Source organism: Castellaniella ginsengisoli, from assembly GCF_040955415.1.
Classification (GTDB): domain Bacteria; phylum Pseudomonadota; class Gammaproteobacteria; order Burkholderiales; family Burkholderiaceae_B; genus Castellaniella; species Castellaniella ginsengisoli.
Window position 1 is genome coordinate 1,639,967 of sequence record NZ_CP158257.1, and the last position, 19,958, is coordinate 1,659,924.

Here is a 19,958-nt window from a genome sequence, read left to right on the forward strand (position 1 = left end):
GGCGTCATGAGTACTTCCGAGCGCAAACCGGCCGGGTCGATGGCCTGGGGGATCGCCGCGCTGGCCTGCCTGGGCGTTGCCGTGGGCCTGCACGCCCGGTTGACGGCGCTGATGAGCCTGCACATGCTGGTGCAGATTCCCTTGCTGGTGCTGGCGGGGCTGTGCGCCGAGCAGGCCTGGCATGCCCGCCGCCTTGCGGCCGGGAGCGCCCGCCCGTCTGCGGCCTGGTCCTATAATGAATATGGCATTCCCGGCCTGCTGCTGGTCAGTCTGGTGGGGGCGGGCTGGATGATTCCCAAGGCCTTGGACGACGCCCTGACGGATTGGCGCGTGGCGGCATTCAAGTACCTGGGTCTGCCGTTTTGCGGATGGCTCCTGCGCGCGTCGTTGCGGCGTTCCAACGTGGTCATCAAGCTCTTTTTCCTGGGCAATTTCTGCTGGATGAGCGCGATCGTCGGCATGATCTACCTGGATCAGCCCATCCGCCTGTGCAATGCCTATCTCCAGGACGACCAGGATTGGTCGGGCCGGGGCCTGATCGCCCTGGCCATCGTTCTGCCGTCCTGCTGGCTGCTGGTCGAGCTCAAGCCGATCTGGCGCTTTCTGAATCGTTGACGAGGATCTTTCATGGAACAGGTGGCCTATCGAGCGGGCGGGACGGCGGCGGATACCGGCGGGCGGCGGCCGGCTTCGGGCTGGCGGCGCCGGACCGGCTGGCTGGATGCGGTCCTGATCGAGGCCGGCCGCGCCCTGCGCATCCTGGATGGCTCGGTTGCGCACGAACGGGCCAATCCCGCCGGGCCGGCGGCCGCCGATGATCCGGTGCTGTCCGAGGCGGAATCCCGCCATGCCGCCGGTCTGATGCGGGTCAATCATGTGGGCGAGATCTGCGCCCAGGCGCTGTACCGGGGCCAGGCGCTGCTGTGCCGGGACGAGGGCATCCGCCGGGTGCTGCTGCGGGCGGCCGAAGAAGAAGTCGATCACCTGGCCTGGTGCCGGCAGCGTCTGGACGAACTGCATGACCGCCCGAGCCTGCTCAATCCCTTGTGGTATGCCGGCTCCTTCGGCCTGGGGCTGGCGGCCAGCCGTGCCGGGATTCCGTACAACCTGGGCTTCATGGCCGAGACCGAGCGCCAGGTCGAAGAGCATCTGGACGGCCACCTGAATGAGTTGCCGCAGCAGGACCGGCGTTCGCGGCGGGTCGTGACGCAGATGCGCGACGATGAGATCGGCCACCGCACCACCGCCGAAGACCATGGCGCGGTTCCCTTGCCCGCTCCGGTCCGGGGCGCGATGCGGCTGATGTCCAAGGTCATGACCGTGACCGCGTATCGTGTCTAGGTGCTTACCCTTGTTGGTGACAAAAAAACAACGAACTGCGCGGTATTGTCTATTGACAACAAATTGATCTTGCATCGCAGCAAGATTTTTCTATATAATTTGCTTATCGGATGTCGAAACGTGATTGCAGCGGGAAAACCCCTAATCACGGCGGCTCGGAATCCAGGTTCCTTGAAGCCCGACATGCCCAGGTTGTCTCCTCCACCCTCCTCCTTTGGTGGATTTAGCCCAGGATCTTCGGATCTTGGGCTTTTTTTTGTCTTTTTTCCCGGAAGTTCTTTTGTTGCACCTGTATCCATTGCCTCGCGCCGCAAGTTACAAATTTGACCGATAATCTTGTTTTGCTCTGACGGGGTTTAATTGAACGCCTCCAACTTGTCCGCAACGTTCGGCTGGCCGATCATCGGCATCGTGGCCTTCATGGTCGGCGGCCTCATTGTCGTCTCTGAACGCTGGCACGGCCGCCTGACGGGCGATACGGACATGCACAAGCCCCAGGCCATGCACGCCCATGCGGCGCCCCGGGTCGGCGGGCTGGCCGTGGTGGCCGGCAGTCTGGCCGGCCTGCTGGTGCTGGGCCCCAGCAACATGACCCTGACCTGGTTGTGGCCCGCGTTGTTCGTCTCCGCCATGCCGGTCTTCGTCGCCGGGCTGCTCGAGGACATCACCAAGGACATCGGCTCGGGCAAACGCCTGCTGGCCGCCTTCATATCGGCCGCCATCGCCTGGTGGCTGCTGGGCGGCGTATCGCGCGTGGGCCTGTCGTGGGCCGATTCGCTGTTGTCGGCCTGGCCGATCATCTCGCTGCTGTTCACCATGGTGGCGGTCGGCGGCTGCACCCATGCCCTCAACATCATCGACGGCATGAACGGGCTGGCGGGCATGATCGCCACCCTGATGGCGGTGTCGCTCGCCCTGGTCGCCTGGCAGGTCCAGGACATGCCCATCTTTCTCATCGCCACGGCCCTGGCGTCCGCGACCCTGGGGTTCCTGGTCTGGAATTTCCCTTTCGGCCGGGTTTTCCTGGGCGACGGCGGGGCCTATTTCGTCGGTTTCATGCTGGCCGAGCTGGCCGTGCAATTGGTGGTGCGCAATCCCGGCGTCTCGCCTTTCTACGCGCTGGCCGTCCTGTTCTATCCGGTCTTCGAGACGCTGTTCTCCATCTGGCGCCGCAAATTCAAGCGCGGCGTCCCCGTGGACCAGCCCGACGCGCTGCACTTGCACCAGTTGGTGTTCCGCCGCCTGGTGCGCGTGACCTTCAGCCGCGACCGCCGCCACGCGCTGCCGGCGCTGTGCAACGCCATGACTTCGCCCTACCTGTGGGCGCTGGCCTTGATCGGGCTGGTGCCCGCGACCCTCTGGTGGGACAACGCCTGGATACTGTGTCTCAGCATGGGGGCCTTCGCCGCCGTCTATATCTGGCTGTACATCCGCCTGGCGACCTGGCGCAGGCCACGCTGGCTGCTGCTGCCGTCCTTGGGCCGCGGCGTGCGGCGCGATTAAAATTCAATCCAGTCAAATCGGCATCGATGCCGGGGAGAAATCAATGAACATTCAGGACGTCCGTCTGGCCGTCGTCGGTCTGGGATATGTGGGCCTGCCGCTGGCGGTCGAATTCGGCAAGCACCGCGATGTGCTGGGCTTCGACATCAACACCCGGCGCATCGAGGAATTGCGCGCCGGGCGTGACCATACGCTCGAGGTCGACGGCCCCGAGCTTGCCGAGGCCGTGCATCTGCGCTTTTCCGCCGATCCCGCCGAGCTGGCCAGCGCCAATGTGTTCATCGTCACCGTCCCCACGCCCATCGACGAGTACAAGCAGCCGGACCTGACGCCCCTGGAGCGCGCCAGCGAGACCATCGGCCGCGTCCTCAAGCGCGGCGACATCGTCATCTATGAATCCACGGTCTATCCCGGCGCCACGGAAGAGGTCTGCGTTCCGGTGCTCGAGCGCATTTCGGGCCTGAAGTTCAACGTTGACTTCTACGCGGGCTACAGCCCCGAGCGCATCAATCCGGGCGACAAGCAGCACCGCGTCGCCACCATCCGTAAAGTCACCTCGGGCTCCACGCCCGAAGTCGCCGAGCTGGTCGATGCGCTGTATCGCCAGATCATCACGGCGGGCACGCACAAGGCTCCCTCGATCAAGGTCGCAGAGGCCGCCAAGGTGATCGAGAACACCCAGCGCGACGTGAACATCGCCTTGATCAACGAGCTGGCCCTGATCTTCAACCGCCTGGGCATCGATACGCTGGACGTGCTGCAGGCCGCCGGCACCAAATGGAACTTCCTGCCTTTCCGGCCGGGGCTGGTCGGCGGCCATTGCATCGGTGTCGATCCGTACTACCTGACCCACAAGGCGCAATCCATCGGCTACCACCCGGAAATCATCCTGGCCGGCCGCCGCTTGAACGATTCCATGGGGGGCTACGTGGTCTCCCAACTGGTCAAGGCCATGACCAAGCGCTGCATCCAGGTGCAGGGTTCGCGCGTGCTGGTGATGGGCCTGGCCTTCAAGGAAAACTGCCCCGACCTGCGCAACACCCGCGTGGTGGACATCGTGCGCGAGCTGGGTGAATACAGCATCGATGTGGACGTCTACGACCCCTGGGTGGACGCGGCCGAGGCGCAGCACGAGTACGGCCTGACGCTGGTGTCCAAGCCGGCCGAAGGCGCCTACGACGGCATCATCCTGGCCGTGGCGCATGAGCAGTTCGCCGCCATGGGAGCCGCCGCGCTGCGCGCCCTGGGCAAGCCCGAGCATGTGCTGTACGACCTGAAATACGTGCTCGCCGCCAGCGAGTCCGATCTGCGTCTCTGAGGCCCGAGCATGACTTCACGCTATGAATCCGTCCTGGCCGAACTGCGGGCGCAACCTCGCACCTGGCTGGTGACGGGCTGCGCCGGCTTCATCGGTTCCAATCTTCTGGAAGCCTTGCTGGACCTGGATCAGGTGGTCGTGGGCCTGGATAATTTCTCGACGGGCTATCAGCGCAACCTGGACGAGGTCGAATCCCGCGTCGGCGCCGGGCGCTGGGCGCGCTTTCGCTTCATTGAAGGCGACATCCGCGACCTGGATACCTGCGCCCAGGCGGTCAAGGGCGTGCGCCACGTGCTGCACCAGGCGGCGCTGGGCTCGGTGCCGCGTTCGCTCAACGACCCGATCACCACCAACGCGGTCAACGTCGGCGGCCAGCTCAACATGCTGGTGGCGGCGCGCGACGCCCAGGTCGAATCTTTCGTCTACGCGGCTTCCAGTTCCACCTATGGCGACCACCCCGGCCTGCCCAAGGTCGAGGATCTGATCGGCAAGCCGCTCTCGCCCTATGCGGTCACCAAGTACGTCAACGAGCTGTATGCCGACGTCTTCGCCCGCGCCTACGGCTTCAAGAGCGTCGGCCTGCGCTATTTCAACGTCTTTGGCCGGCGCCAGGATCCCGACGGCGCCTATGCGGCCGTGATCCCGAAGTGGGTGTCGTCCATGATTCGCGGCGAAGAGGTCGTGATCAACGGCGATGGCGAGACCAGCCGCGATTTCTGCTATATCGACAACGTCGTCCAGGCCAATGTGCTGGCGTCCCTGGCGGGCGATGACGGCGCCAATCAGGTCTACAACGTCGCCTTCAACGCCCGTACCTCGCTCAACGAGCTGTTCGGGCACCTGCGCGACATCCTGGGCCGCAACGGCGTGGCTTATGCGCGCGCGCCGCGCCATGCTGATTTCCGCGCGGGCGACGTGCGCCATTCCCAGGCCGACATCGCCAAGGCGCGCGGCCTGCTGGGCTATGACCCGCAATTCGACATCCTGCGGGGCCTGGAGGTCGCCATGCCCTGGTACGTCCAGTTCCTGAGCTGATCGGGACGTGCGAACCGGACCGTCGTTTGTGAGGCTGGCGTGATCGGGCCGCTCAGGCGCAGGCTGGCGGGCCTGCACACCGACCACCGCCGCATCGCCCTGGGGGCGGCGCGCGTCGCATTCTTTCTGCTGATGGGCAAGGCGGTGGGGGCGCTCAAGGAAATGGCGGTCGCGTACCGCTATGGCGTCAGCGATGTCGTGGATGCCTATCAGTTCACCCTGACTCTCGCCAACTGGCTGCCGGTGACGCTGGTCGGCGCCTGTTCCGTGGTGCTGATTCCCGCGCTGGTGCGCAGCCGCCAGGGCGGATCCGCCCTGCACGGCCGATTCCTGGGCGAACTGCAGGCCTGGGCCTGGGTACTGGGCATCGGGGCGGCCGTCCTGCTGGGGTTGGCCTGGCCCATGGTTCTGGACGTGGCGGGGGAGGGTTTGTCGCCCGCCGTGCGCGACATGAGTCTGCTGTTGATCCTGGGTTTTGCGCCCGCCGCCTTCTTCACGATCTGGACAGGGCTGGGCGCGGCGCGGCTGCGGGCCCACGAGCGCCACATCAATACCTTGCTCGACAGCCTGCCGGCCCTGTCGATCCTGGTCTGCGTGCTGGCGGCGCCGGCCGGCGCGGGCATCCTGCCTTTGCTCTGGGGCACGCTGCTGGGCTATGCCGTCCAGGCCGTTTGGCAGGATCTTCTGGCACGGCGCGCCGATCGCGTACCGGTCCGGCCGCGCCTGAGCCGGCGCGCGCCGCAGTGGTCCAGCCTGGCCGCCGCCGCGGGGATCATGCTGCTCGGGCAACTGGCCATGAGCTTCGTCGGCCCGCTCGATCAGTACACGGCCGCCCGGCTAGGGGGCAACGCCAACGCGACCCTGGGCTATGCGGCGCGGCTGCTGTCGCTGATGATCGGGCTGGGTGCGGCCTCGGTCGGGCGCGCCGCCTTGCCTGTGCTGGCCGACATCCAGGGGCGCGGCGATGCGGCCCATGCCCGCGCCATGGCGTTGAAATGGTCCTTCGCCTTGCTGGGGATTGGCGCCGCCGTGGTGCTGGCCGGCTGGTGGCTGGCGCCGTGGCTGGTATCGCTGCTGTTCGAGCGCGGCGCCTTCACGGCCCAGGATACCCTGGCCGTGGCGCACGTACTGCGCTGGGGCCTGCTCCAGTTGCCGTTCTATTTCGGCGTGCTGATTCTGGTTCAACTGCTGGCCAGCCAGAACCGCTACGGCTGGATGGCCGCCATCGCCGTCCTGAATTTCGGCCTCAAGGCCTGGATGAACACCGTGCTGGCGCCCGTCATGGGTACAGCGGGCATCATGCTGGCGACCGCCCTGATGTACGCGCTGTCCTACACCTGCTACCTGGGCCTGGCTTGGCGCGCACGGCCGCTGAAGGAGTGAATCGAGTGAGCGCAGACAGGGTCGATCTGATGATCGTCATCCATTCGCTGCGGGGCGGCGGCGCCGAGCGCGTGGCCGTGGATCTGGCCGCCGGCTGGCAGGCGCGCGGCTGCCGGGTGATGATCGTGACCCAGACCGATGACAGCCAGGATGCCTATCCGCTGCCCGATGGCGTGCGGCGCAGCGCCCTGGGGCTGGCCGGCGACAGCACCGGCCCGCTGGGCGCCCTGTGGGGCAATCTGAGGCGGGTCCAGGCATTGCGCCGGCTGGTGCGCCGTCACCGGCCCGCCATCGTGCTGGGCATGATGACCCGGGGTTCGGTGCTGGCGGTGCTGGCCGCCCGCGGGCGTGCTCGCGTGATCGCAACCGAACACACCCACCCCCCCGGCCAGTCGCTGCCGATGTTCTGGCAGCGTTTGCGGCGCTGGACCTACCCGCGCGCCGACGCGGTCGTCGCGCTCACCCGGGGAACGGCCCAATGGCTGGATGAACACCTGCCCGGCGTGCGCGCCCAGGTCATTCCCAACGCCGTGCGCTGGCCGCTGGCGGACGGCGAACCGGTGCTGGAGCCGCCGCGCGTGCCGGGCCGCCGGCGATTGCTGGCCGTGGGGCGCCTGCATCCGGTCAAGGGCTTCGACGGCCTGCTGCATGCCTTCTCGCAATTGGCGCCGCTGTTTCCCGATTGGGATCTGACCATCCTGGGCGAGGGCGCGCAGCGCGGCGCGCTCGAAGCCCTGCGCGACGAACTGGGCCTGGCCGAGCGTGTCAGCCTGCCGGGGCGCGTCGGCAATATGGCGGCCTGGTACGGCGCCTCGGACCTGTACGTGCTCAGCTCCCGGGCCGAGGGCTTGTCCAATACCCTCATCGAAGCCATGGCCTGCGGCCTGCCGTGCGTGGCCACCGATTGCGATACCGGCCCCCGGGAAATCATCCGCGAGGGCCTGGACGGCGTGCTGGTCCGGCCGGCAGACGACCCGGATGCCCTTGCGGCCGGGCTGACGATGCTGATGGCCGATGCCGACCTGCGGGCGCGGCTGGCCGACCGGGCCGCGGATGCGCGCGACCGCTTCGGCACCATGCGCATCATGGCCTTATGGGAGCAGGTGTTCCACGGCCGGAGCGTTTAGATGAGAATCCTCTTCCTGGTCAGTTCCATGCACGGGGGCGGCGCCGAACGAGTGGCCGCCACGCTGGCCAATGCCTGGTCGCGGCGCGGCGACGAGGTCATCCTGGTGTGCTGCTATTCCGGCCGCGGGCGCTGCGACCAGGCCCTGGACCCGGGCGTGCGCCTGCTGTGGCTCGCCGACCGGATCCAGGGGCCGGCCTGGTTGCGCCCCGTGGCCAAGCTTGCCGCTTTGCGGCGTCTGGCGCGGGAGTGCCGGCCCGACCGGGTGCTGTCCTTTCTGACCAACGTCAATGTGACGGCGTTGCTGGCCCTGCGGGGCCTGGGCCTGCCGCTGGTCGTCGGCGAGCGCACCGACCCGGCCTACAGCGTCAACCTGGAGCCCAGCCTGCGCCGGCTGCGGCGCTGGACCTACCCCTGGGCGCATCGGGTCGCCGTGCAGACCCTGCGCGGCGCGCGCCATCTGCGCCAGGTGGCGCCGGGCGTGCGCCGCGTGGCGGTGATCCCCAATCCGCTGCCCGATAGGCTGCCCGGCTGCCGGGCCCGCGAGCCGGCGGGCCCCCGCTACACGCTGGCCGCGCTGGGGCGCTTCAACCCCGTCAAGCAGTTCGATCGCCTGATCGAGTGTTTCGCCGCGCTGGCGCCGCACTGCCCGGACTGGGACCTGTGCATCTGGGGCGATGGCGCTCAGCGGGAGCGCTGCCTGCGGCGCGTCCGGGAATTGGGGCTGGAGGCCCGTATCCGGCTCCCCGGCTTCAGCCAGACGCCCTGGGAGGACTTGGCCCACGCCCATGCCTTCGTGTTGAATTCCCGCGTCGAGGGGTTTCCGAATGCGTTGCTCGAAGCCATGGCCCTGGGGCTGCCTTGCGTGGCGACGGACTGCCCTTCGGGCCCGTCGGAGCTGACGCTGGGCGGGCGCCTGGCCGAACTGGTGCCTCTGGACGACGAGGCGGCGCTGAGCGAAGCCTTGTTGCGGGTGATGCGCGCCACTGCGGCGCAGCGCGAGGCCCGGGGGCGGGCCGCGGCCGAGTCGGTGCGGGCGCGTTACGGGCTGGACGCCGTCCTGCGGGGCTGGGATGATGCCTGGAAGACTGAGGACGGAATGAACGGCGTCGAGGGCGGGGACGATGCGCCCCGGCCGATGCCCTGAGGTCGAGGAAACGCCATGAACGAATACGCAGCGGATCAGTCCGCTCCTCTCCAGCCTGCGGCGGATCGCGCGCCATTGCGGGTCATGCACGTCATTTCGGGGCTGCAGCACGGCGGCGCCGAGACCGTGCTGTTTCGCCTGGCCACGGCGCCTGGCGGCACGATCCTGCACACCGTGGTGTCCATGCGCGGCGAGGGCGTCATGGGTGCGCGGCTGCGCGAGGCGGGCGTGGAGGTGGTCTGTCTGGACATGCAGGGCTGGGCCGGCGGCGCCCGGGGATTATGGCGCCTGTTTCGCCTGCTGCGCGCCCGCCGCCCCGACGTGGTGCAGACCTGGATGTATCACGCCGACCTGATCGCCGGGCTCGTGGCGCGCCTGGCCGGCATTCGCGCCATCGCCTGGGGCGTGCGCAATTCGGGCGTCAGCCTGGGCGAGAGCAGCCGGTCCTCCCGCATCGCGGCCTGGGCCTGCGCCTGGGTGTCGGGCTGGGTGCCGGGGGTCATCGTCGCCTGTGCCCGCAAGGCGGCCGATGTGCACCGTGCCTGGGGATACCGCGCCGATCGGGTGCTGGTCGTCCCCAACGGCTATGACCTGGCCGTCTGGCATCCGGATGCCGCGCAGGCCGTCGAACTGCGCGCCCGCTGGGGCGTGCCCGAAGGCGCGCCGCTGCTGGGCAGCGTGGCGCGCTGGAATCCGCTGAAGGACCATCGGAACCTGCTGGCGGCCCTGGCCCTTTGCACGCGCGACCATCCGGATCTGCGCTGCGTGCTGATCGGCCTGGGCATGTCGCGCGACAATGCCGAACTGATCGCTCTGGCGCGGCATTACGGCCTGCTGGACCACCTGATTTTCCTGGGGCGCCGCGACGATGTGCCGGCATTGATGCGGGCGCTCGACATTCACGTGCTGTCGAGCAAGGCCGAAGGCTTTCCCAATGTGGTTTCCGAAGCGATGGCCTCCGGTGCGGCCTGCGTCGTGACCGACGTGGGCGATGCGGCGGAGATCGTGGGCGAGCACGGCTGGGTCGCGCCGCCGGGCGATGCCTCGGCCCTGGCGGGCGCCATCGCCCAGGCGGTGGCGGCCGTGCGCGCGCCCGAATGGCCGGCCCGCCGCGAGATGGCGCGGGTTTCCGTCGAGCAGCGCTACAGCTTGCGCGCCATGACGGATCGTTACGAAACCGTTTGGCGCCGTCTGGCCGCCGATTTTCCGCCGCCCGGGGCGCGGCCTGCGGCGGCTGCCGCGGTGCCGCCCGCCGCCGCCTCGGTCGCCGCCGCGCCCCGGCTGCTGTTTTTCATCACCAATCCGGCATTCCTGGTGTCGCACCGGCTGCCGGTCGCGCTGGCCGCACGGGATGCGGGCTATGAGGTGCACGTCGCATCCATGGGCGGCCCGGCCGTGGCGCAGCTTGAGGCGCTGGGCTTCACGCACCACGCCCTGCCCCTGTCGCGCACCAGCATGCGGCCGTGGACGGAAGCCCGCAGCCTCTGGGCGATCTGGCGCCTGTTCCGCCGCGTGCGGCCCGATCTGGTGCACACCGTCACGCTCAAGTCCGTGCTCTACGGCGGCATCGCCGCCCGCCTGGCCGGGGTGCCCGCCTACGTCGCAGCGATTTCCGGCCTGGGCTACGTCTTCATCCCGGGCGCCGGGCTGCGCGGCCTGCTGCGGCGCCTGGCGCTGATTCTGTATCGCCTGGCCCTGGGGCATCCGAACAGCCGGGTGATCTTCCAGAACACCGCCGACCGCGACGTGCTGGCGCAGGCCGGCGCGGTGCGCCCCGGCCAGGCGGTGCTGTTGCGCGGTTCAGGCGTCGACCTGGACCGCTATGCGCCCGCGCCCTGGCCGCCGGAACCGGTGACGGTCGCCCTGGCCGCGCGTCTGCTGCGCGACAAGGGCGTGGGTGAGTTCATCGAGGCGGCCCGCTTGTCGGCCGCCCGGGGCGACGGCGTGCGCTGGCGCCTGGCCGGCAGCCTCGACCTGGAAAATCCCGCCTCGGTCCAGCCGGAGGAATTACAGGCCTGGCAGGCGGACGGGGTGGTGGAATACGTAGGCGAATGCGACGACGTGGCCGGCTTCTATGCGCAGGCGCATATCGTGACGCTGCCTTCCTATCGCGAAGGCCTGCCCAAATCCCTGATCGAGGCGGCCGCATGCGGCCGGCCAGTCGTGACCACGGACGTGCCGGGGTGCCGGGATGCGATCGAGCCGGACGTCAGCGGCTTGCTGGTGCCGGCCCGCGACGGGCGGGCGCTGGCCGACGCCATCGGCCGCCTGGCGGCCGACGCCGCGCTGCGGGAGGGCATGGGTGCGGCCGGCCGCGCCTTGGCGGAGCGCGATTTCGGCCTGGACGGGATCGTCCAGGCGCATCTGGCCGTGTACCGGGAATTGCTCGGGCGGTAGCCGGGCTGTTCAGAACGGCAGCGCCCGGCCCGGCAGCAGGACGGCGATGGCGGCGCGGAATTCATCCTGGATGCGCGCCAGGGCCTCGGGCGTGTCGCCCTCGAAGCGCAGCACCACCACGGGCGTGGTGTTCGATGCCCGCGCCAGGCCGAAGCCGTCCGGGTACTCGGCGCGGACCCCGTCGATCGTGATGAGGTCCGTGGCGGCGGGGAAACGGCCTTCGGCCTGCAGCCGGCCGATGAAGGCGTGCGGTTCGCCTTCGGCCATGGGCAGTTTCAGTTCGGGGGTGGAGATGCCCTGGGGCAGGGATTCCAGCACCTGGCTCGGATCGTCGCTGCGCGACAGGATTTCCAGCAGGCGCGCGCCGGCGTAGAGGCCGTCGTCGAAGCCGTACCAGCGCTCCTTGAAGAAGATGTGGCCGCTCATTTCGCCGGCCAGGGGCGCGCCGGTCTCGGCCAGGCGGGCCTTGATCAGCGAATGCCCCGTCTGGGACATCAGCGGCGTGCCGCCGGCGTCCTTGACGGCTCGGCCCAGGTGGCGGCTGCACTTGACGTCGAAAATCACCGCGGCGCCCGGCTGGCGCTGCAGGATGTCGCGGGCGAACAGGATCATCTGGCGGTCCGGCCAGACGATCTGGCCGGAGCGGGTGACCACGCCCAGGCGGTCGGCGTCGCCGTCGAAGGCCAGCCCCAGTTCGCAGTCGGTTTGCCGCAGGTGCGCGATCAGATCCCGCAGATTGGCGGGATCCGCCGGATCGGGATGATGGTTGGGGAACAGGCCATCGACATCGCAATACAGCTCATCGACTGTGCAGCCCAGTGCGCGGAACAGGCGCGCGGCGGCCACCCCGCCCACGCCGTTGCCGCAGTCGATGGCGATGCGCATGGGACGCGCCAGGCGGACGTGGCCGGCGATCTCGCGGATATAGGGATCGATCAGTTCGGTGGCGATGCTCAGGCCGGGCCTCGTGCCTGCGGGCGCCTCGATGTCTTCCATGGCCCGGCGCAGGGCCTGGATATCTTCGCCATGGAGCGTGCGGCCGGCCATCATCATCTTGAAACCGTTGTAGTCGGGCGGGTTGTGGCTGCCGGTGATCGCGACGCCCGAACCGCTGCCATCGCGATGAGCGGCGTAGTACACCAGCGGCGTATGCGCCAGGCCCAGGTCTACCGTGTTGATTCCGCCGGCGTGCAGGCCGGTCTTGACGGCGTGGGCCAGCCCCCGGCTGCTCAGGCGCCCGTCGTAGCCGATCGCCAGACTGCGCACGCCTTCGCGCCGGGCCAGGGCGGCCAGGGCCAGGCCCAGGCGGTGGGCGAAGGAGTCGTTGATTTGTCCGGGTACGGTGCCGCGGATATCGTAGGCCTTGAAGACGGCGGCGGGCAATGGAGGGTTCATCGGGGCATTCCAGCGGGAAAACGGTTCTCGCCATTATCGCCGATTAGAATAGAAGGTTCTTTTCATCGCTTGACTGCGGAATGACGGAAGACATGGATCATCTGGATGCTTTGCGCGCGACGGTCGGCGCCGCGCAGGTACTGACCGGCGCGGATGCGCTGCCCTGGGAAACGGACTGGCGCGAGCGCTATCGCGGCCGGGCGCTGGCCGTCGTGCGGCCGGGCACGGCCGACGAGGTCGCGGCGGTCGTGCGCCTGTGCGCGCGGGCCGGCTTGCCGGTCATCCCGCAGGGGGGCAACACCGGGTTGTGCGGCGGGGCGACGCCCGATGATTCCGGCCGCGCGGTGATCCTGTCGCTGCAGCGCCTGAACCGGATCCGCAGCATCGATACCGACAACGACACCATGGAAGTCGAGGCCGGCTGCATTTTGCAGTCGGTGCAGCAGGCCGCGCGCGAGGCGGGCCGGCTGTTCCCGCTCAGCCTGGCGGCCGAAGGCAGTTGCACCATCGGCGGCAACCTGGCCACCAATGCGGGCGGCACCCAGGTCCTGCGCTACGGCAATATGCGCGAACTGGCCCTGGGGCTGGAGGTCGTCACCGCCCAGGGCGACCTTTGGCACGGCCTGCGCGGCCTGCGCAAGGACAACACGGGCTACGACCTGCGCGATCTGTACATCGGCAGCGAAGGAACGCTGGGCATCATTACGGCGGCGACCCTGAAACTGCATCCGCTGCCGGTGGCGCGCTGCACGGCGCTGCTGGCCCTGGACTCGATCGAGTCCGCCATCGCCATGCTGGGCCGCGCCCGCGCGGGCCTGGGCGCTTCCCTGACCGGCTTCGAGCTGATGGCGGGCGATTGCCTGCAGGACGTGGTGCGCTGCTTTCCGCAGCAGCGCCTGCCTTTCGAGGGGCCATCGGCCGATATGCCCTGGTACGCGCTGCTCGAACTGTCGGACAGTGAATCCGAGGCGCATGCCCGCGAGCGCTTCGAGGTCGTGGTGGGCGAGGCGATCGAGGCCGGCATCGTCCTGGATGCGGTGATCGCCGAATCCATGGCGCAAAGCCACGCGCTCTGGCACCTGCGCGAAAGCATCCCCCTGGCCGAAAAGGAATCCGGCAAGAGCATCAAGCACGACGTCTCGATCCCGGTGTCGCGCATGGCCGAGTTTGTCCTGGGCACCAATGCCGCGCTGCAGGCCGCCTTCCCCGGGATCCGGCACGTGATCTTCGGCCATCTGGGCGACGGTAATCTGCACTACAACGTCGCGCGCGGGGCGGATTGGGCCGAGGGACAGTTGTTGGCCCGGCAGGACGCGGTCTATGAGCTGGTGCATGATCGCGTCCATGCGGTGGGCGGGTCGATCAGCGCGGAGCATGGCGTGGGCCAGCTCAAGCGCGACGTGCTGCCGCGCTACAAGGATCCGGTGGAAATGGCGCTGATGCACCGCATCAAGGCCGCCCTGGATCCCCAGGGCATCATGAACCCAGGCAAGGTGCTGGCGGGATAGGGCGGGTCGGCCGGGGAAGGGCGGCGTTCCGGGCTATGATGGCGCCGTTCATCCCCTCTATTGGAAGCAAACCATGAGCATTCAGCGCATCGAACCCGGCCCCCGCATGAGCAACGCCGTCGTCCACGGCAATACCGTCTACCTGGCGGGCCAGGTGGGCCACGAGGGCGACGATGTCCAGGCCCAGGCGCGCACGGCGCTGGCCGAGGTTGATCGTCTGCTGGCCCAGGTGGGCAGCCACAAATCCCGCATTCTGCAAGCCACGATCTGGTTGGCCGACATGGCCGATTTCGCCGCCATGAATCCGGTCTGGGAGGCCTGGATCGATCCGGCGAACCCGCCGGCCCGCGCCACGGGAGAAGCCCGTCTGGCTTCCCCGGGGCTGAAGTTCGAGGTGATCATCGTGGCCGCCCTCAACGCGTGATCCGGGTTCGCCCGGCGCACGCCTAGCGTTTTTGGCAGCCCGGACAAAAATAGGTGGCGCGCTGGCCCTGGACGATGCGCCGGATGGGCGCGGCGCAACGCGGGCAGGGCTGGCCCGCGCGTTCATAGACGGCGGCGTGCAGCGTGAAATACGCCCCCGGCGCGCCTTGGGCGTTGACGTAGTCGCGCAGCGTGCTGCCGCCCGATTCCAGCGCCTGGCCCAAGGTTTGCAGGATCGCCGCGTGCAGCCTGGCGCTGCGCGGGCGCGACAGGCGCTCGCCCGGCAGGCGCGGGTCGATGCCGGCCAGGAACAGCGATTCGGATGCATAGATGTTGCCCACGCCCACGACGATCCGTCCGCCCAGCAACAATTGCTTGATGGACTGGCGGCGCCCCCGCAGCCCCGCGTGCAGATGCCCGGGCGTGAAGGCCGGATCGAAGGGTTCGATGCCCAGTCCGGCCAGCAGCGGGTGGGCCTCGAGGGGCCCCGCCTCGGCCGGGTGCCACAGAACGGCGCCGAAGCGGCGCGGATCGTGCAGCAGGAAGCGCGCCTCGTCGAACAGCCACTCCACATGGTCGTGCTTGCGCAGCGGCTCGTCCATCGGCACCCGCCGCAGGGAACCCGACATGCCCAAGTGCACGATCTGCGTGCCTTGCGCAAAGCGGATCAGCAGGTATTTGCCCCGGCGCCCGCAGGCCAGGACCTCGGCTCCGCCGACCCGGTCGGGCAGCTCGGCGGGGATGGGCCATCGCAGGCGGGCTTCGTGCACGATCAGGCGGCGCAGGATGCGCCCGGGCATGATCGTGGCAATTCCACGACGGGTTGTTTCGACTTCTGGCAGTTCCGGCATGGCAGGGTGATAACATCCACTTTCGTTGATGCAATTTTGCCACCAGACGCGGTTTCTTCCTGCGTTCCGGCCATGGTTACCGCAAATGAGATTTCCCGCTTCCGTGATTCCCGTGGTGCTGGCGCTGGCCGCGGCACACGAGACGGCGTGGGCTGCGCCTCCCGCAGCCGTGCCGGCCGATCCGGTCGAAACCATTCATTTGCGTAGCGGCGAGCCGCCCGCCGTCAATCTCACCCCCGAGCTGCTGTATCGCCTGCTGGTGGCCGAACTGTCCGCCCAGCGCGGCCAGTTCGACGATGCGGCGCAGGAACTGCTGTCCCTGGCGCGCGATACGCTGGATCCCCGGCTGGCGCGCCGCGCTTTCCAGATGTCCATGACCGGCCGCAATCTGGCGCTGGCGTTGCGTTCGGCCCGCGAGTGGGCCGTGCTCGATCCGTCCAATCCCGAGGCGGTGGCCGCCTCCCTGGCGCTGTCGGCTTCCAGCGGCCAGACCGAAGGCCTGGCCCAGACGCTGTCGCGCCGCATTGCTTCCGCCGACGACCCGGATCAGGCGATCGTGCAGGCGGCCGGGATCGTCTCCAAGATGACCGACAAGCGCCTGGCCCTGGATGTCCTGGACAAGGCCCTGGCCGGCGTGGCCGGAACCTCGGCCCTGGCCCGGCTGGCCCTGGCCGATGCCGCCTGGGCGGCGGGCGAGCCGGTGCGCGCCGTCGACGAGGCCCGCCGCGCCCAGGCCCTGGATCCGGATTCCCAGGACGCCGCCCAGCGGGTGCTTGAATACGGGCTGAGGGTCGAGCCCTCGCAAGCCATCAAGGACACCTACGCCTACCTGGACCGCCATCCCGAACGGCGTGGCCTGCAATTGCTGCTGGTCAGCCGCCTGACGGGACGGGGTTCGTTCGACGAAGCCCTGGACCTGCTCGACCAGATGCGCCGCCGCGCTCCGGAAGACTTCGACCTGCTCTACACCGAGGCCGAGGTCAATGCCCGGGCCGGCCGCTACGATGCCGCCAAGGCGCTGCTGGGCCAGTACATCACCATCCAGCAGCAGCGGCGCCAGGCCATCCACGACGATGCCACCAATGCCCAGGCCGATGTCTCCGATGCGCGGCTGCTGCTGGTGCAGATCGCCGAGCGCCAGGACGACCTGCGCGAAGCCATCCGCCAACTGCGCAAGATCGACGAGCCTTCGCTGCTCTTTCAGGCGCGCACGCACGAGGCCGTGTTGTACGGCAAGCTGGGCGACCTGAATCAGGCGCGGGCCGTGCTGGATGCCATCAAACCGTCCGATCGCCGCGAGCGGGCCGTCGTGCGCCTGACGCTGGCCTCGATCTACCGGGACGCGGGGCGCACCGACCAGGCGGTCGAGCTGCTCAAGGCCGCCGACCTGGAAATGCCCGACACGCCGGAAATCAAGTACGACCTGGGCATGCTGCTGCATCAGCAGGGCAAGACGGCGGAGTTCGAGACCCTGATGCGGCGCGTGATCGAACTCGACCCGGACAACGCCAACGCCTACAACTCGCTGGGCTATACCTTCGTCGAGCAGAACCGCAACCTGGAGGAAGCGCGCGATCTGCTCGAACGGGCGCTCGACCTCGATCCCGACAGCGCCTATATCCTGGACAGCGTGGGCTGGTACCTGTTCCGCATCCACGATTACCAGGGCGCGCTGGAATACCTGCGCCGCTCCTACGATCAGTTGCCCGCCGCCGACGTCGCCGCGCACCTGGGCGAAACCCTGTGGGCGCTGGGCCGCCACGACGAGGCCCGGCGCATCTGGGCCGAGGGGCGCCGGACCGATCCCGATAGCGCCGCCCTGAAAGAGACGCTGGAGCGCCTGGGGGTCGAACTGCCATGATCAGCGTCCTCGACCAGCGGCTGCGCGCCGCATGCGGCGCTTTCGCGCGGCTCGGGCGCCTGCGGCGCATCTGGCCCGCGCTGGCCCTGGCCGGCCTGCTGGCCGCCTGCGCCACCCCCCAGCGCATCGATGGCCCGGGCCCCGCCTTCGAGCGGCAGGGCCGCTTTGCCGTCAATCTGCAACCGGCCGGCGCGGCGCCTTATGCGGCCCAGGGCGGATTTTCCTGGCGCGACGACGGCCGCCTCTTGCGCCTGGACCTGGTCTCGCCGCTGGGCGGCATCCTGGCGCGGATCCAGGTCGAATCCGGCCGCGCCATGCTCGAGCGCGCCGACGGCAGCCGCGAGTCGGCGCCGACGCCGGACGAACTCCTCGCCCTGGTCTGGGGGCATCCCATGCCGGTGTCCGGGCTGCGGTACTGGATGCGCGGCGAGGCGGCTCCCGGGCTCGTCGTCGATGCGCGGCACGACGCGCAGGATCGCCTGACGTCGCTGCGCCAGGATGGCTGGGAAGTGCGCCTGTCGGACTACGACGGCCAGGGCCCCGGGCGCGTGCGCCTGTCGCGCCAGGACGAGCAGGGCCTGTGGCGCCTGCAACTGATCGCGGACAAACCCTAGCGGCGGCGCGCATGGCGGCCCTGTATGACGTGCCGGCTCCGGCCAAGCTCAATCTGTTTCTGCATGTGGTGGGACGCCGCGCAGACGGCTACCACCTGCTGCAGACGGTTTTTCGCTTCGTCGATCTGTGCGATACCCTCGATTTCGAGTCCACGCCGGACGGCGCGCTCTCGCGCGAGGGCGAGGGCCTGGCGGGGCTGCCGGCCGATCAAGACCTGGTGCTGCGCGCCGCCCGCGCCTTGCAGCAGGCTGCCGGCGTGCGGCAGGGCGCGCGCATCCGCTATCGCAAGCGCATTCCGGCGGGCGGGGGGCTGGGCGGCGGATCCAGCGATGCGGCGACGACCCTGATCGCCCTGAACCGTCTGTGGGGCGCGGGCCTGAACCGCGCCGAACTGATGCGTCTGGCCTTGCCCCTGGGGGCGGACGTGCCGGTCTTCGTCTTCGGCCGCGCGGCTTTTGCGCAGGGCGTGGGCGAAGACCTGACAGCCGTGGGCCTGCCCGAACGGGCCTACTGGATTGTCCGCCCGCCCGTGCCTGTCACCACGGCGGACGTCTTTCGCGATCCTGATTTGACAAGAAATTCCGAATCGGTAAAAATTGCGGTCTTTACTGATTGGCAAACAGGGCAGCGCGCCGGGGCATTGTTCGGGCGCAACGATCTGGAGGCCGTGGTCTTTCGGCAGCATCCGGGTATCGCAGCGCTTGCGCGGGCGATGCGGGATACGGGGATCGAAGTACGCATGACGGGTTCCGGTTCATGCCTGTTCTCCGAGTTCTCCGGCGTCGCCCAGGCCGGTGTGCACCGAGACCGAATAATCAGTAAAATGGAAAACCCGCCCATTGCGGCGATCGAAGGGTCCTGGATCTGCCGGGGCCTGGGCGATCACCCGCTCCTGGGCTGGACCGCAGATTGAATTATTGGGGAATCGCCAAGCTGGTTAAGGCACCGGATTTTGATTCCGGCATGCGAAGGTTCGAATCCTTCTTCCCCAGCCATCCTTTCCGCGCCAGAGCGCATGCTTCCAGGCTGTTGAACCGATCCGCCCCCTGCGGAAAGGCGGTCAACAGCCTTGTCATTTGACACATTGGTTCGACACCATGCCACAAGACAGATTCATGATTTTCACCGGTACGGCCAATCCTCGTCTGGCCGTCGATGTCGTGAATCACCTGGACATGTCGCTGGGCAAGATGACCGTCGGTCGCTTCTCGGACGGCGAGGTCATGGTCGAGATCAATGAGAACGTCCGCGGCAAGGACGTGTTCGTGCTGCAGCCCACCTGTGCGCCGACCAACGACAACCTGATGGAAATCATGGTGATGGTCGATGCCTTGCGCCGCGCCTCCGCGCGCAACATCACCGCCGCCATCCCGTATTTCGGCTACGCCCGCCAGGATCGCCGCCCGCGTTCGGCCCGCGTGTCGATCTCGGCCAAGGTCGTCGCCAACATGCTGCAGGTCGTGGGCGTGGACCGGGTCCTGACCATGGACCTGCATGCCGACCAGATCCAGGGGTTCTTCGATATCCCCGTGGACAACATCTACGCCGGGCCGATCCTGCTGGGCGACATCTGGAGCCGCAATTTCCAGAACCTGGTGGTCGTGTCCCCCGACATCGGCGGCGTGGTGCGCGCCCGGGCCCTGGCCAAGCAGCTCGAATCCGACCTGGCCATCATCGACAAGCGCCGGCCGCGCGCCAATGTGTCCGAGGTCATGAACATCATCGGCGACGTCAACGGCCGCACCTGCCTGATCATGGACGACATGGTCGACACCGCCGGCACGCTGTGCAAGGCTGCCCAGGCCCTGAAGGACCGGGGCGCCGGCTCCGTGTACGCCTATTGCACGCACCCGGTGCTGTCGGGCGAGGCCATCAAGCGCATCCAGGAGTCCGCCCTGGACGAGCTCGTCGTCACCGACACCATTCCGCTGAACGAGGCCGCGCGCGAGTGCGCCAAGATCCGCCAACTGTCCTGCGCCTCCCTGTTGGGGGAAACCATCCTGCGCATTTCGACGGCGGAATCGGTCAGCTCGCTGTTCGCCGACTGAAGGCGGG

General features: G+C 68.5%; 17 protein-coding genes, 1 tRNA gene and 1 pseudogene. 17 read left to right on the forward strand and 2 right to left on the reverse strand.

Going from position 1 to position 19,958, the window contains the following annotated elements:
- Positions 1-6: 6 nt before the first annotated feature.
- The 10 genes and pseudogenes from ABRZ00_RS07810 to ABRZ00_RS07855 all read left to right on the forward strand — a co-directional run bounded on the left by ABRZ00_RS07810 (position 7) and on the right by ABRZ00_RS07855 (position 11,250).
- Positions 7-615 carry a hypothetical protein gene (locus ABRZ00_RS07810; protein WP_343836770.1) on the forward strand — a complete coding sequence of 203 codons (609 nt, stop codon included), beginning with the start codon at positions 7-9 and terminating at the stop codon, positions 613-615.
- Positions 616-627: 12 nt separating this feature from the next.
- Positions 628-1,341, forward strand: a complete 714-nt coding sequence (gene coq7, locus ABRZ00_RS07815; protein WP_368647650.1) for a 2-polyprenyl-3-methyl-6-methoxy-1,4-benzoquinone monooxygenase — start codon at positions 628-630, stop codon at positions 1,339-1,341.
- A 420-nt stretch (positions 1,342-1,761) separates the two neighbouring features.
- Positions 1,762-2,844: a glycosyltransferase gene (locus ABRZ00_RS07820; protein ID WP_343836931.1), complete on the forward strand. Its 1,083-nt coding sequence runs from the start codon at positions 1,762-1,764 to the stop codon at positions 2,842-2,844.
- A 43-nt stretch (positions 2,845-2,887) separates the two neighbouring features.
- Positions 2,888-4,162 (forward strand): Vi polysaccharide biosynthesis UDP-N-acetylglucosamine C-6 dehydrogenase TviB, encoded by a 1,275-nt coding sequence (tviB, locus tag ABRZ00_RS07825; protein WP_368642409.1) that lies wholly within the window; start codon positions 2,888-2,890, stop codon positions 4,160-4,162.
- A gap of 9 nt (positions 4,163-4,171) precedes the next feature.
- Positions 4,172-5,197 (forward strand): SDR family oxidoreductase, encoded by a 1,026-nt coding sequence (locus ABRZ00_RS07830; RefSeq protein WP_368639621.1) that lies wholly within the window; start codon positions 4,172-4,174, stop codon positions 5,195-5,197.
- Positions 5,198-5,239: 42 nt separating this feature from the next.
- Positions 5,240-6,580, forward strand: a complete 1,341-nt coding sequence (murJ, locus tag ABRZ00_RS07835; RefSeq protein ID WP_368647894.1) for a murein biosynthesis integral membrane protein MurJ — start codon at positions 5,240-5,242, stop codon at positions 6,578-6,580.
- A gap of 29 nt (positions 6,581-6,609) precedes the next feature.
- On the forward strand, positions 6,610-7,707 hold the full coding sequence (locus tag ABRZ00_RS07840; protein WP_368647895.1) for a glycosyltransferase family 4 protein: 1,098 nt from the start codon (positions 6,610-6,612) through the stop codon (positions 7,705-7,707).
- Positions 7,708-8,853 carry a glycosyltransferase gene (locus ABRZ00_RS07845; protein WP_368647651.1) on the forward strand — a complete coding sequence of 382 codons (1,146 nt, stop codon included), beginning with the start codon at positions 7,708-7,710 and terminating at the stop codon, positions 8,851-8,853. It begins immediately after the preceding gene.
- Between the two features lie 84 nt (positions 8,854-8,937).
- A pseudogene (locus ABRZ00_RS07850) lies at positions 8,938-9,918 on the forward strand (glycosyltransferase); the annotation flags it as partial.
- A 177-nt stretch (positions 9,919-10,095) separates the two neighbouring features.
- On the forward strand, positions 10,096-11,250 hold the full coding sequence (locus ABRZ00_RS07855; protein ID WP_368647896.1) for a glycosyltransferase family 4 protein: 1,155 nt from the start codon (positions 10,096-10,098) through the stop codon (positions 11,248-11,250).
- A gap of 9 nt (positions 11,251-11,259) precedes the next feature.
- Here the strand turns inward: ABRZ00_RS07855 and ABRZ00_RS07860 are convergent, their stop codons facing one another.
- The gene (locus tag ABRZ00_RS07860) at positions 11,260-12,645 is read right to left on the reverse strand and encodes a phosphomannomutase/phosphoglucomutase (RefSeq protein WP_368647652.1); all 1,386 of its coding nucleotides are present in this window, start codon (positions 12,643-12,645) and stop codon (positions 11,260-11,262) included.
- A gap of 92 nt (positions 12,646-12,737) precedes the next feature.
- Between ABRZ00_RS07860 and ABRZ00_RS07865 the strand changes: the two genes are divergently transcribed.
- Both ABRZ00_RS07865 and ABRZ00_RS07870 read left to right on the forward strand, forming a co-directional pair.
- Positions 12,738-14,153 carry an FAD-binding oxidoreductase gene (locus ABRZ00_RS07865; RefSeq protein WP_368647653.1) on the forward strand — a complete coding sequence of 472 codons (1,416 nt, stop codon included), beginning with the start codon at positions 12,738-12,740 and terminating at the stop codon, positions 14,151-14,153.
- 73 nt (positions 14,154-14,226) lie between these two features.
- A complete protein-coding gene (locus ABRZ00_RS07870) occupies positions 14,227-14,577 on the forward strand; it encodes a RidA family protein (protein ID WP_343836753.1) in 351 nt (116 codons plus the stop codon).
- Between the two features lie 22 nt (positions 14,578-14,599).
- Here ABRZ00_RS07870 and mutM read toward each other — a convergent pair whose 3' ends face one another.
- The gene (gene mutM / locus ABRZ00_RS07875; protein WP_343836751.1) at positions 14,600-15,427 is read right to left on the reverse strand and encodes a bifunctional DNA-formamidopyrimidine glycosylase/DNA-(apurinic or apyrimidinic site) lyase; all 828 of its coding nucleotides are present in this window, start codon (positions 15,425-15,427) and stop codon (positions 14,600-14,602) included.
- 85 nt (positions 15,428-15,512) lie between these two features.
- On the opposite strand from mutM, the gene ABRZ00_RS07880 reads away from it, so the two are divergent.
- The 5 genes from ABRZ00_RS07880 to ABRZ00_RS07900 all read left to right on the forward strand — a co-directional run bounded on the left by ABRZ00_RS07880 (position 15,513) and on the right by ABRZ00_RS07900 (position 19,951).
- A complete protein-coding gene (locus ABRZ00_RS07880) occupies positions 15,513-17,288 on the forward strand; it encodes a tetratricopeptide repeat protein (protein WP_368646719.1) in 1,776 nt (591 codons plus the stop codon).
- On the forward strand, positions 17,285-17,902 hold the full coding sequence (locus ABRZ00_RS07885; RefSeq protein WP_368643390.1) for an outer membrane lipoprotein LolB: 618 nt from the start codon (positions 17,285-17,287) through the stop codon (positions 17,900-17,902). The genes ABRZ00_RS07880 and ABRZ00_RS07885 overlap by 4 nt, the downstream gene beginning before the upstream one ends.
- An 11-nt stretch (positions 17,903-17,913) precedes the next feature.
- Positions 17,914-18,816: a 4-(cytidine 5'-diphospho)-2-C-methyl-D-erythritol kinase gene (ispE, locus tag ABRZ00_RS07890; protein ID WP_368647654.1), complete on the forward strand. Its 903-nt coding sequence runs from the start codon at positions 17,914-17,916 to the stop codon at positions 18,814-18,816.
- A gap of 5 nt (positions 18,817-18,821) precedes the next feature.
- Positions 18,822-18,898: transfer RNA gene (locus ABRZ00_RS07895), tRNA-Gln, on the forward strand.
- Between the two features lie 102 nt (positions 18,899-19,000).
- Positions 19,001-19,951, forward strand: a complete 951-nt coding sequence (locus ABRZ00_RS07900) for a ribose-phosphate pyrophosphokinase (RefSeq protein ID WP_343836741.1) — start codon at positions 19,001-19,003, stop codon at positions 19,949-19,951.
- Positions 19,952-19,958 lie beyond the last annotated feature (7 nt).

What these genes read in the sequence shown, in the direction of transcription:
- ABRZ00_RS07820 (WP_343836931.1), top strand. Translation starts at nt 1,762, where the DNA reads ATGGTCGGCGGCCTCATTGTCGTCTCTGAACGCTGGCACGGCCGCCTG.
- ABRZ00_RS07860 (WP_368647652.1), bottom strand. Translation starts at nt 12,645, where the DNA reads ATGAACCCTCCATTGCCCGCCGCCGTCTTCAAGGCCTACGATATCCGC.
- ABRZ00_RS07810 (WP_343836770.1), top strand. Translation starts at nt 7, where the DNA reads ATGAGTACTTCCGAGCGCAAACCGGCCGGGTCGATGGCCTGGGGGATC.
- coq7 (WP_368647650.1), top strand. Translation starts at nt 628, where the DNA reads ATGGAACAGGTGGCCTATCGAGCGGGCGGGACGGCGGCGGATACCGGC.
- ABRZ00_RS07880 (WP_368646719.1), top strand. Translation starts at nt 15,513, where the DNA reads ATGAGATTTCCCGCTTCCGTGATTCCCGTGGTGCTGGCGCTGGCCGCG.
- tviB (WP_368642409.1), top strand. Translation starts at nt 2,888, where the DNA reads ATGAACATTCAGGACGTCCGTCTGGCCGTCGTCGGTCTGGGATATGTG.
- mutM (WP_343836751.1), bottom strand. Translation starts at nt 15,427, where the DNA reads ATGCCGGAACTGCCAGAAGTCGAAACAACCCGTCGTGGAATTGCCACG.
- ABRZ00_RS07845 (WP_368647651.1), top strand. Translation starts at nt 7,708, where the DNA reads ATGAGAATCCTCTTCCTGGTCAGTTCCATGCACGGGGGCGGCGCCGAA.
- ispE (WP_368647654.1), top strand. Translation starts at nt 17,914, where the DNA reads ATGGCGGCCCTGTATGACGTGCCGGCTCCGGCCAAGCTCAATCTGTTT.
- ABRZ00_RS07900 (WP_343836741.1), top strand. Translation starts at nt 19,001, where the DNA reads ATGCCACAAGACAGATTCATGATTTTCACCGGTACGGCCAATCCTCGT.
- ABRZ00_RS07885 (WP_368643390.1), top strand. Translation starts at nt 17,285, where the DNA reads ATGATCAGCGTCCTCGACCAGCGGCTGCGCGCCGCATGCGGCGCTTTC.
- ABRZ00_RS07865 (WP_368647653.1), top strand. Translation starts at nt 12,738, where the DNA reads ATGGATCATCTGGATGCTTTGCGCGCGACGGTCGGCGCCGCGCAGGTA.
- ABRZ00_RS07830 (WP_368639621.1), top strand. Translation starts at nt 4,172, where the DNA reads ATGACTTCACGCTATGAATCCGTCCTGGCCGAACTGCGGGCGCAACCT.
- ABRZ00_RS07870 (WP_343836753.1), top strand. Translation starts at nt 14,227, where the DNA reads ATGAGCATTCAGCGCATCGAACCCGGCCCCCGCATGAGCAACGCCGTC.
- ABRZ00_RS07840 (WP_368647895.1), top strand. Translation starts at nt 6,610, where the DNA reads ATGATCGTCATCCATTCGCTGCGGGGCGGCGGCGCCGAGCGCGTGGCC.